11 protein-coding genes and 1 pseudogene are annotated in these 10,822 nt (G+C 63.1%); 7 read left to right on the forward strand and 5 right to left on the reverse strand.

Annotated features, from left to right (window positions below):
* Positions 1 to 17: 17 nt before the first annotated feature.
* The 4 genes from V6M52_RS14360 (at position 18) to V6M52_RS14375 (ending at position 4,417) form a co-directional block, all read left to right on the forward strand.
* Positions 18 to 884: an ATPase gene (locus tag V6M52_RS14360; protein ID WP_332686400.1), complete on the forward strand. Its 867-nt coding sequence runs from the start codon at positions 18 to 20 to the stop codon at positions 882 to 884.
* Positions 885 to 951: 67 nt separating this feature from the next.
* Positions 952 to 1,872: a homoserine O-succinyltransferase gene (locus tag V6M52_RS14365; RefSeq protein ID WP_332701508.1), complete on the forward strand. Its 921-nt coding sequence runs from the start codon at positions 952 to 954 to the stop codon at positions 1,870 to 1,872.
* A gap of 89 nt (positions 1,873 to 1,961) precedes the next feature.
* Entirely contained in the window at positions 1,962 to 3,410 is a 1,449-nt protein-coding gene (locus V6M52_RS14370) for a YcjX family protein (RefSeq protein WP_332701509.1), read from the forward strand.
* On the forward strand, positions 3,407 to 4,417 hold the full coding sequence (locus V6M52_RS14375; protein ID WP_332701510.1) for a YcjF family protein: 1,011 nt from the start codon (positions 3,407 to 3,409) through the stop codon (positions 4,415 to 4,417). The genes V6M52_RS14370 and V6M52_RS14375 overlap by 4 nt, the downstream gene beginning before the upstream one ends.
* Here the strand turns inward: V6M52_RS14375 and V6M52_RS14380 are convergent, their stop codons facing one another.
* The gene (locus tag V6M52_RS14380) at positions 4,418 to 4,846 is read right to left on the reverse strand and encodes a winged helix-turn-helix transcriptional regulator (protein WP_332701511.1); all 429 of its coding nucleotides are present in this window, start codon (positions 4,844 to 4,846) and stop codon (positions 4,418 to 4,420) included. It lies immediately after the preceding gene.
* Between the two features lie 95 nt (positions 4,847 to 4,941).
* On the opposite strand from V6M52_RS14380, the gene V6M52_RS14385 reads away from it, so the two are divergent.
* The 3 genes from V6M52_RS14385 (at position 4,942) to V6M52_RS14395 (ending at position 7,360) form a co-directional block, all read left to right on the forward strand.
* Complete coding sequence (locus V6M52_RS14385) at positions 4,942 to 5,517, forward strand: NADPH-dependent FMN reductase (RefSeq protein ID WP_332701512.1); 576 nt, start codon at positions 4,942 to 4,944, stop codon at positions 5,515 to 5,517.
* A 227-nt stretch (positions 5,518 to 5,744) separates the two neighbouring features.
* A complete protein-coding gene (locus V6M52_RS14390) occupies positions 5,745 to 6,887 on the forward strand; it encodes an Acg family FMN-binding oxidoreductase (RefSeq protein WP_332701513.1) in 1,143 nt (380 codons plus the stop codon).
* Between the two features lie 8 nt (positions 6,888 to 6,895).
* Complete coding sequence (locus V6M52_RS14395) at positions 6,896 to 7,360, forward strand: MarR family winged helix-turn-helix transcriptional regulator (protein WP_332701514.1); 465 nt, start codon at positions 6,896 to 6,898, stop codon at positions 7,358 to 7,360.
* Here V6M52_RS14395 and V6M52_RS14400 read toward each other — a convergent pair whose 3' ends face one another.
* From V6M52_RS14400 to V6M52_RS14415, 4 genes and pseudogenes are all read right to left on the reverse strand, one after another.
* On the reverse strand, positions 7,361 to 7,681 hold the full coding sequence (locus V6M52_RS14400; RefSeq protein ID WP_332686415.1) for a 2Fe-2S iron-sulfur cluster-binding protein: 321 nt from the start codon (positions 7,679 to 7,681) through the stop codon (positions 7,361 to 7,363). It lies immediately after the preceding gene.
* Positions 7,682 to 7,759: 78 nt separating this feature from the next.
* Complete coding sequence (locus tag V6M52_RS14405) at positions 7,760 to 8,785, reverse strand: NAD(P)/FAD-dependent oxidoreductase (protein ID WP_332701515.1); 1,026 nt, start codon at positions 8,783 to 8,785, stop codon at positions 7,760 to 7,762.
* Between the two features lie 146 nt (positions 8,786 to 8,931).
* Positions 8,932 to 10,206: a phosphoadenylyl-sulfate reductase gene (locus V6M52_RS14410; protein ID WP_332701516.1), complete on the reverse strand. Its 1,275-nt coding sequence runs from the start codon at positions 10,204 to 10,206 to the stop codon at positions 8,932 to 8,934.
* Positions 10,193 to 10,822: pseudogene (locus V6M52_RS14415) on the reverse strand (nitrite/sulfite reductase); the annotation flags it as partial. The gene V6M52_RS14410 and the pseudogene V6M52_RS14415, both read right to left, overlap by 14 nt.

Here is a 10,822-nt window from a genome sequence, read left to right on the forward strand (position 1 = left end):
TAATTCCGGGGCATGCCATGCTGTTCTCCAGTGCCGATGAGTTCGTCAAAGCGCCGCGCCGCGCCGTGACCGTGTTCGGCATGGCCGGCGTCGGCAAGACGCGCCTCTCCGCCATGCTTCGCGCCAGCAACTGGTTTCACTATTCCGCCGACTACCGCATCGGCACGCGCTATATGGGCGAGTTTATCGTCGACAACTTCAAGCGCGAAGCCATGAAGGTGCCGTTCCTGGCCGAACTGCTGCGCTCGGACTCGATCTACATCTCCTCGAACCTGACCTTCGACAACCTCGATCCGCTCTCGAGCTATCTCGGCACGCCAGGCAATCCGGACAAACACGGACTGCCGCTGGCCGAGTATCAGCGCCGGCAGGAACAGCACCGCATCGCCGAAGTCGCCGCCCTGCAGGACGTCCCGCACTTCATCGATCGGGCCAAGGCACTCTATGGCTACGACAATTTCATCGCCGACACTGGCGGTTCGCTGATCGAGGTCATCGACCCGAGCGACCCGGAAGACCCGGTGGTCAAGACGCTGGCAGGCTCGACCGCCCTGCTCTACATCCGCGGCACCGGCAAGGACGCTGCCGAGCTCGTGCGGCGCTTCAAGCAGAGCCCCAAGCCGATGTATTATCGGCCCCAGTTCCTGCTGGAGAAATGGGCCGAGTACAAGCTCATCCACGGCATCGTCGAGGATTGCGATGTCGACCCGCTTGGCTTCGGCGCCTGGGGCTTCGAAGCGCTGCTGCATGACCGGCTGCCGCGCTACCAGACTCTTGCGGACAATTTCGGCTATGTGGTGGAAGCCTCCGATCTCGCCACGGTGCGCGACGGCGACGAGTTCATCGATCTCATGGCCGCCGCGATCGAAAAGCGAATGCGTTAGCGCGTTCCCATTGGGAGACGCGCACCGCCTGAATCGCTTTCCGATCATTCTCAGCTAAGAGGCTGATATGCCTATTCGAATTCCTGACGATCTGCCCGCCCGCAAGACCCTCGAAGACGAGGGCGTCTATGTGATGGATTCCACGCGCGCTGCGCGCCAGGACATCCGCCCACTCTCCATCGGCCTGCTCAACCTGATGCCAAACAAGGAACGGACTGAGACACAGTTTACCCGCCTTATTGGTGCAACTCCGCTGCAGGTGGAGCTGACACTGGTGCGCGTCACGGACCACCAATCCAAGAACACGTCCGAGGATTACCTCAAGACTTTCTACAAGACCTGGGATGAGGTTCGGACCAAGAAGTTCGACGGCTTCATCGTCACCGGTGCACCCATCGCCAATATGCCGTTTGAAGAGGTGCGGTACTGGAAGGAGATGGTGGAAATCATGGACTGGACGCAGACCAACGTTCATCACACCATGTTCATCTGCTGGGGTGCGCAGGCAGCGCTGCACCATTTCCATGGGGCGCAGCGCTACCGCATGCCGTCCAAGGCGTTTGGCGTGTTCCGCCACCAGGTTGTCAGCCCGCGCTCCCCCTATCTGCGCGGCCTCTCGGACAGCCCGATGATCCCGGTGTCGCGCTACAACGACATCGACCGGGGGTCGCTGGGTGCCGATCTCGAAATCCTGATCGATAACCAGGAGATCGGCGTCTGCATGCTGGGCGACGAGAAGCACCGCGCAGTGCATTTTCTCAATCACCTGGAATACGACAACCGCTCGCTGGCCGACGAATATGAACGCGACGCCAAGGCCGGCCTCGACACGCCACCGCCAGCGAACCTGTTTCCGAACGGCGACACGACAGCTACCCCGGAAAACCGCTGGCGCAGCCACGCCCACCTGCTGTTCCAGAACTGGATCAACGAGATCTATCAGACCACGCCCTACGACATGGCGGAGATTGGCACGACCAAACGCTGATGGGAGGCCGGCCCGCCAGGGCCGGCCTCCTGGCCGCTTGAACCCCCGACACAAATCCCTATCTTGCGGATTGATCGAGAGACCCACGCGTGCCCCAGCCACCCACGACCATCGTCGACGAACTGGGCATAGCCCTCTCCAACCTTGCGGATGCCGCCACCGGGGCCTTTACCCCGACGCTGCGGCTCGGCGTCACTGGCCTCAGCCGGGCCGGCAAGACCATCTTCATCACCACGCTGGTGCACAACCTGCTGACCGGCGGCCGCATGCCCGGCTTCACGCCGCTGGCTGAGGGCCGCTTCATTGGCGCTAGGCTCGCGGAATATCCGGACGCGACCATTCCGCGCTTCGCCTACGAGCAGCATCTTGAGGCCCTGACCGGCAAGCAGCCGCTCTGGCCCGAGAGCACGCGGCGTATTTCCCAGCTTCGCGTGGTGCTGAAATTCCAGTCCAAGAACTGGTATTCGGGCCTCGCCGGGCCCTCGACACTTAATCTCGATATTGTCGATTATCCCGGCGAGTGGTTGCTCGACCTGCCGCTGCTGGGCCTGAGCTTTGCTGAATGGAGCGCCGAGGCGCTGGAGCGCGCTCACCGGCCCGATTCCGGCAGGGAGGCCAAGCCCTTCCTCGACCTGCTGGCCAGCATCGATCCGCACAAGGACGCCAACGACCCCGACGCCGAGAAGCTGGCCGCCGCCTTCACCGACTATCTGCGCCGCAGCCGCGAGCACGGCGCGCTATCGACCCTGCCGCCCGGTCGCTTTCTGCTCCCCGGCGATCTTGAAGGGTCCCCGGCACTGACCTTCGCGCCGCTGCCGCAGGCGCAGGGCGTACGCGGCAGCAGTCTCTACGCCATGCTGGAACATCGCTACGAGGCCTATAAGGACCGCGTGGTGCGCCCCTTCTTCCGCGATCACTTCGCCCGGCTGGATCGGCAAGTCGTGCTCGTCGATACCTTGCGGGCGCTCAATGCCGGCCCCACGGCCGTGGCCGATCTCGAGACGGCGCTGACCGCAGTGCTTGGCTGCTTCCGCCAGGGCGAGACCAATCCCCTGCTCCGCCCCTTCGTGCGCCGTATCGACCGCATTCTCTTTGCCGCTACCAAGGCGGACCACGTCCACCACACCAGCCACGATCAGCTGGAGGCCATTCTCAATCGCCTCGTCGCCAATGCCAGTAAACGCGCTCGCTTCGCCGGCGCCGAAACCCGTTCGCTGGCGCTGGCCGGCATCCGCGCCACGCGCGAGGGCACGATCAGCGAAGGCGGCGAGACCCTGCCCACGATCATCGGAACGCCGATGGCGGGAGAGGCGCTTGATGGCACCAGCTATGACGGCAAGACCGAAATCGCGTTGTTTCCCGGGGACTTGCCGGAACGCCCGGATTCATTGTTCGAAAACGGCACGCCCGTCGCGCTCAACTTCCTGCGCTTCACCCCGCCCCTGAAGCTCGATCGCAACGCCAATGGCGATGTAGTGCTGCCCCATATTCGCTTTGACCGGGCGCTCGACTATCTGGTGGGAGATTGGCTCGCATGAAACGCCCGATTGCCCGCCCGACCGCGGCGCCGACCGAACTCGCTGAACCCTTCCGCGCGCCCCGGGCCTTTGCGCCCGCCAAGGTGGAAATCGCCGAACCCGCCTTCGATCCGGTTGCTGACGAGACCCTGGCGGCTCCACCGCCGCGCCGCACGGGCTGGCTGGGACGGCTGGCCTGGACGACCGGCGGCATCCTGGTTTCCGCCGGACTTGGCCTCGCGGCCGACCGACTGATCCGCGACCTCTTTGCCACCAATGAATGGCTGGGCTGGCTTGGCCTTGGCGTGCTGGGTGCCTTCGTCGTCGCGGTCCTGGCCCTGGCGACGCGCGAACTCTTCGCTCTGCGCCGCCTGCTCGTGCTCGATGCGCTGCGCCGCGATGCCGCCATTGCAAGTGCGGAGAACGATTCTCATCGCGCCAGGCGTGTGGTCGATAGCCTCGCCAGCGTCTATGCCGACCGCCCCGACCTGGCGCGCGTCCGACAATCAGTCGCCGACCACCTGCCCCATCTGTTCGACGGTCACGAAATCATCGCCCTGGCCGAGCGCAGCCTGATGAGCCCGCTCGACGCTCGCGCCAAGGCCCTGACGGCGGCTTCGGCCCGCCGCGTGGCGCTGGTGACCGCCGTATCGCCCCGGGCCCTCGTCGACATCGCCTTCGTCATCTACGAGAGCATCCGCCTTGCAGGCGCCATTGCGGCGCTTTACGGGGCCCGCCCGGGCTTCTTTGGCTTCTGGCGTCTCACTGGGGCCGTGCTGGCCCATCTTGCCGTCACCGGCGGCCTGGTGCTGACCGATGGCATTGTCGAGCAACTGGTGGGTCAGGGCATCGCCGCCAAGCTGTCGGCACGGTTAGGCGAGGGCGTCGTCAACGGCCTGATGACGGTGCGCGTGGGCATCGCCGCCATGCGCGTGGTCCGGCCCCTACCCTTCGAGACGCAGAAGCAGCCGGTGGTCCGGGACTTTATCCCCGAACTCACCAAACTCACCGGCGACGCCACCAAATAGCTATTCGGCAGCAACCAGCAACTGCCGTGGCGCAACGCGGCCCTTGCGCTGCGGCATCGCATCGGGGTGCTCGGCGAAGTACCGCTCACGCGCCTCGAGCACCTTGGGACGATTGTCGACCGCCCACTTGCCCAGCAGCTTGAGCGGACGTTGCAGGTCGTGGCCCAGCTCGGTGAGCTCGTAGTCGACCCGCGGCGGAATTGACGGCGTCACTGTACGTGTCACGAAACCATCCATCTCGAGGTCGCGCAAGGTCGCGGTCAGAACCTTCTGGCTGATTCCGCCGATCATGCGCCTGATCTCGGAAAATCGCATTGGGCCGTCGCTGAGCAGGTTGATAATCAGCACCGTCCATTTGCCGCCGATCTGGTTCAGAATCTCCCCAACCGGGCGGCAATCATGGTGAATCTCGGGATTGACGGGTTTCATTTTTGTGCCTCGCGTATCGAAAAAGTGCCGTCTTGCGACGTCTTAGACAGTCACTCATATAGCGTCAGTTACCAACAGATACCATGGGTTCTGACATGAAAAACGTCGCCGTCCTGCTCGGCAGCCTGAGCGAGAATTCGATCAACAAGACGTTGGCCAAGACCTTCGAAAAGCTCGGCGAAGGCCGTCTGCGCTTCGACTATCTCGATATCGCGGGCCTGCCCTTCTACAACAACGACCTCTGGGACAATCCGCCCGCTGCCGTGACCGATCTCAAGCATCGCGTCGAAGCAGCCGATGCGGTTCTGATCGTCATGCCGGAGTTCAACCGCTCCTTCCCCGCCGTGATCAAGAACGCGCTGGATTGGGCGTCGCGCCCCTATGGGCACAATTCCTGGGCCGGCAAGCCCCTGGCTATAGCCGGCGCCAGCCCCGGCGGCATTGGCACCGCTGCCGGCCAGAGCCAGCTGCGCGCTGTCCTGCCGGTGCTCGGTTTCGTGGTGATGGGTCAGCCGGAAGTGTATTTCCAGTTCCAGCCGGGCCTGATCGACGAGCATTTCGAAGTCACCGACGACCAGAGCCGGGCGTTCCTGGGTGGGTTCGTCGACAGCTTTGTCGGCTGGATCGACCGGTACGGCGAGCCGGTGACGCAGGCTGAAGCGGCAGAATAATATGATGACAGAGCCGGACCCGTGGTCCGGCTCTTATGCTTTGTCAGGCGACGACAGGCGCCGAATGCCAACGCTGCCGCAACCAGGACGGTGGCCATGATCGACATCGTGACCCAAGGTGCCTGCTACGGCGCCGCCTATCTCCAGGGCCGCACATGGCTGCATGGCTTGTATATGGTTCGATATCATACTATCTAGTATGACATCGAACTATATGGGAGCTTTCGATGAAGAGACGTCAATTCGTGATGATGGCGAGCGGCGGTGTGCTGCTTGCAGCGACCGGCGCTGCCACGGCCTTTGTGACCACGCGAACGCCGCAAGCTGCCCTGCAGCCATGGCGTGATGCCGGTTCGCTTTATGAAGAGCCTCGCCGGCGCGCCCTGTCCTATGCCATTCTGGCGCCCAACCCGCACAATCGGCAGCCCTGGCTGGTCGATCTGGCCGGCGACGATCAGGTGGTGCTCTATGTCGATACCAAGCGGGTACTGCCGCACACCGACCCATTCAACCGCCAGATTACCATCGGGCTGGGCTGTTTTCTCGAACTGATGAGCATGGCAGCCGCCAGCGATGGCTACCGCGTGCAAACAGAACTGTTCCCCGAAGGCGAAGACAGCGGCCGCCTCGATACCAGGCCGGTGGCGCGGATTCGTTTCATCGCCGATGCCGCCATAGAGCCCGACCCGCTGTTCGCGCATGCCCTGGAACGCCGCTCACTCAAGGAGCCTTACGACCTGGCCCGACCGGTACCCGACGCGGTCCTGGCATCGCTGAAGGGCGCGGGCCAGTATGGGAACACGATCAACGTTGCTGGCGAGCCCGATCCTGTCGCGGCCCTGCGCGACCTGACCCATCGGGCGCTCGATATCGAAATCAGCACGCCGCATACGTACAAGGAAAGCGTCGATCTGTTCCGCATTGGCAAGGCCGAAATTGAGGCCGACCCGGACGGAATCGACTTCGGCGGTCCCCTGTTCGACACCCTGGCCCTGCTTGGACAGTTTACCCGAGAAACGGCGCTCGACACCGGCTCGATCGTTTACGCGCAGGGGAGAGATGTGGTGATGGCAAACGTGGACACTGCCATGGCCCATGTCTGGCTGGTCAGCAGCGGCAACAATCGCGCCGATCAGATTGCGGCGGGTCGCGACTGGCTGCGCATCAACCTGGCGGCAACCGCTGCCGGGGTTGGCCTCCAGCCCCTCAGCCAGGCATTGCAGGAATTCCCCGAGATGGCCGGCTGTCACGCCGAGGCCCATCAAAAGCTTGCGCCGGATGGCGGCACCGTCCAAATGTTGGCGCGTCTGGGTTATGCGGCGCCGGTCGCGCCCAGTCCCCGCTGGCCCCTCACGGCCAAGCTCATCTAGGACCAAGCATGGACGACAAACAGGCCCAGGGCATGATCTTCGGCTTCTTCAACGAGGTCGGCATCGTTTCGCAGCTCAGCGGCGCATTGTTCGGCCGCTTGGTCCCTCAGAGCGTCCATCTCTCGCACTTCATCGTCCTTAATCACCTGACGCGCATTGGCGACGGCCGCACGCCGGTCCAGATCGCCAATGCGCTACAGGTGACCAAGGCCACGATGACGCACACGCTCGCCGTGCTGAGCGGGCACGGCTTCATCACCATGGAGCCCCACCCCACCGATCGACGGTCGAAAATTGTACGCCTCACGCCGGCGGGCCGGACCTTCCGCGATGAGGCCATCGACAGCATGTCCCCAGCTTTTCAGTATCTGGCGGACAATATCGGCATCGATGAGCTGAAGGCAGTGCTGCCGGTGCTGGAAAAGGTGCGCAGACTGCTCGACGCCGAGCGCGATGCACCTGTCGTGGGCTGATCAGTCCTTGGCGGCACTCGCCGCCAGGGTCAGCTTGAGCCCGTCGATCGCATCGCTGCATAAAATCTGGCAGCTCAGCCGCGAATTGGAGCGGACATCGCCGACGCTGTCGAGCATGTCCTCTTCCTCGTCGTTGGGGGCACCGACCACATCGAGCCAGTCCTTGTCGACATAGACATGGCAGGTGGCGCAACTCAGGGCCCCTCCGCACTCGGCCTTGATATTGAGGCCCCAGTCCCGGATGACCTCCATCACGCGCCAGCCATCGAGCCCTTCGAGCTCGTGGTTTTCCCCGGCCTGGTCGGTGACGTGGATAATCATGCGCATGTCCTCAACAACGGGGCGTCCATTACCCCGCAAAGATCGTCCCCGCAAGGGAAACACCTTGCATCCGCGGCACTAGGCGACGCCGAGCTTCTTCTGCAGTTTGGTGGAACTGGTGGTGTACTGGAACACCACCCGCTCGCCCGGCGAGACGATCGCCTTGGCGGCCTGCGCCATCAGCGCAGCCTCGTGGAAGCCGCTAAGGATCAACTTGAGCTTGCCCGGGTAGGAATTGATATCACCAATGGCAAAGATGCCCGGCACCGAGGTTTCGAACTTCTCGGTATCGACGACGATGGTGTTGTCGTTGAGCTCCAGGCCCCAGTCGGCTACCGGGCCCAACTTCATGGTCAACCCGAAGAAAGGCAGTAAACGCGTTGCTGGAACTGACAGATCGCCCGCATCGGTTGTCAGGTGAACATGGTTGATCTGGCCGTTTTCGCCGTCGAGCTTGGCAATCTGGCCGGTGAGGAAGTTGATCTTCCCTTCGCCCACCAGCTCCTGCATTTTGTTGACCGAGGCCGGCGCCGCCTTGAACACGGCGCGGCGGTGCACCAAGGTCAGCGAGCGCACGATGGGCTGCAGATTCAGCGTCCAGTCGAGCGCCGAGTCCCCGCCGCCAACGATCACCACGTCCTGGCCGCGGAAGTCGTCCATCTTGCGGACGGAATAGAACACTGACTGGTTCTCGAACTGCTCGATGCCATCAACCGGCGGACGCTTGGGCTGGAACGAGCCCCCGCCAGCCGCAATCACCACCACCTTGGCGTGGAATATCTCATCCGCATCGGTGGCCAGCTTGAAGCTGCCGTCTTCCTGCTTCTCGATGGAATTGACCATGCGATTGAAGTGGAATTCAGGGGCGAAGGGCGCAATTTGCGCCATCAGGTTCTCAGTGAGCTGCTGGCCGGTGACCACGGGGAATCCGGGAATGTCGTAGATCGGCTTCTCCGGATAGAGTTCAGCGCACTGGCCGCCCGGACGGTCGAGGATGTCGATGAAATGGCATTTGAGATCGAGCAGCCCGAGTTCGAAGGCTGCGAACAGCCCGCAGGGGCCCGCGCCGATCACGACGACATCGGTGGTGATTTCAGTGCTCATACTTTTCTCAAGTCCGTTCTGACCGAGGTCCGGCTGCCTCGGGTGTCATTCCCGCGAAAGCGGGAACCTCTGTTTCAGCAAACGGGGGTTCCCGCTTTCGCGGGAATGACCCTGTGGGTTAATAGGACAAACGCGCTCCACTTACCTCAGGAGACGCGGCGAAGGAAGGGACGCGTGCCGACCGGTACCTCGGTGATGCCCACTGGCTGGTAGAAGATCGCCACTTCCGGCAGGCGATTCTCGGTCAGCGCCGCGCGGGTCGGCTCATGCGTCACCACCAGGGCAGTGATGCCGCACCGGCGCATCAGCGGAATCTGGTCCTGCAGCACGTCGCCAACGGCCCGGATTTCGCCGGAATACTTGAAGCGCTCGCTCAGCAGGCGGGCTGTGGAATAGCCGCGCCCATCCGAAAACGCCGGGAACTTGATGGCGATCGAGGCAAAGCGGCCCAGATCGGTCTCGACATCCTCAATGCGGTCGCCCGGCACCACCAGCAGCCCAAGCGGGTGCGGATTGGCCAGAAACGCCTCGCGATTGGCCAGGAACACCGGCAGCGGCACGTGCTTGTAGCTCGCGGTCGCCGGGTCGCTATCTTCGGCCCAGTCGTGGAACGGGTCGGCGATGAAGGCGCCGTCCTTCCACAGATGATGTCGGGTCGCGGCGGTCATTGGCGAGGCAATCGCTCCGTTGAAATCGAAATGGATGCCGCACTCTTTCTTGTTGAGGCCGCGCCACCGTCCGGCGCGCGGATCCTCGCCCTCGGCGACCACCGAGGTGCAGGGCGCGCAGCCAATCGACTTGTAGCCCTTAGCGAACAGCGGGTGCTCGGGCAAGCCGTGGTCGATCTTGTATTGGTTGACGTCGGCATCATTGAAGTAGGCCAGCGGGTTGACCTTGATGCGATCATCACTGGTCAACTCGAAATGCGGCAGCACGCCGCGTTCCTTGGTCTGGAAGCGCTTCCGCCCGGTCACCCAGCCGCCATACTGCTCGGTGATCGGCTCGAGCGGCTCGGTCTTGCGGATATGGCAGCAGCTATCGGGATCGGTTTCCCACAGGTCGCCCTTGGGATCGAAGCGCTTCACATCATCCGAATTGGGATGGATAGCGTGGACGTTGATCAGGCCGAGATGCTTCTTCAGCGTCTCGACATAGTCCAGCGTCTCAGTGAAGTGCTTGCCGGTTTCGAGGAAATAGACCGGCAGGCTTGGGTCGACCTGCGCCACCAGGTGCAGCAGCACGGCAGAATCCGCACCGAAGGACGAAACGATCGCAAGGTCACCGGGCAGCACATCGGTAGCCGCCTGGCGCAGCACGCCGACGGCGTCCATCTCGTCGAACATGCCGTTGAGGGCCAGGATACCCAGCGCGCGCAATTTGTCATGCGCGGCGGGTGTATGTGCGAGTTTAGGCAGCGCCATAAAGGGCCTCCTTGAATGGCGCTTCCCCGAGACGCCGATAGGCTTGAATAAAGGTCTCGTCGGCGCTCTCGCGCTTGGAGATATAGGTATCGACCAGCGTTTCGATGGCGCCGGGCACGGCCTCGGCTTCAAAGCCGGGCCCGATGATCTTGCCGACCGATGCGTTTTCCGTAGCGTCGCCGCCCAGAGTTATCTGATAGAGTTCGCCACCCTTCTTCTCGACGCCGAGAATGCCGATATGGCCCACATGGTGGTGCCCGCAGGCATTGATGCAGCCGGAAATCTTGATCTTGAGATCGCCGATTTCCGCCTGCCGCTCGGGCTCGGCGAACTTGCGGGAAATTTCCTGCGCCAGCGGGATCGAGCGGGCATTGGCCAAGGCGCAGAAATCGAGACCAGGGCAGCAGATCATGTCGGTGATCAGCCCCGTATTGCCCTCGGCAAAGCCGGTGGCGACCAGCGCGTCATAGACGGCGCGGAGATCGGCCACGGCGACGTGCGGTAGAACCAGATTCTGCTCGTGGGTGACACGCAGCTCATCGAACCCATAGCGCTCGGCAATGTCGGCAATGTCGTCCATCTGCTTGTCGGTCGCGTCGCCCGGGGCACCGCCGAC

It is taken from the genome of Devosia sp., from assembly GCF_036676215.1.
GTDB lineage: Bacteria > Pseudomonadota > Alphaproteobacteria > Rhizobiales > Devosiaceae > Devosia.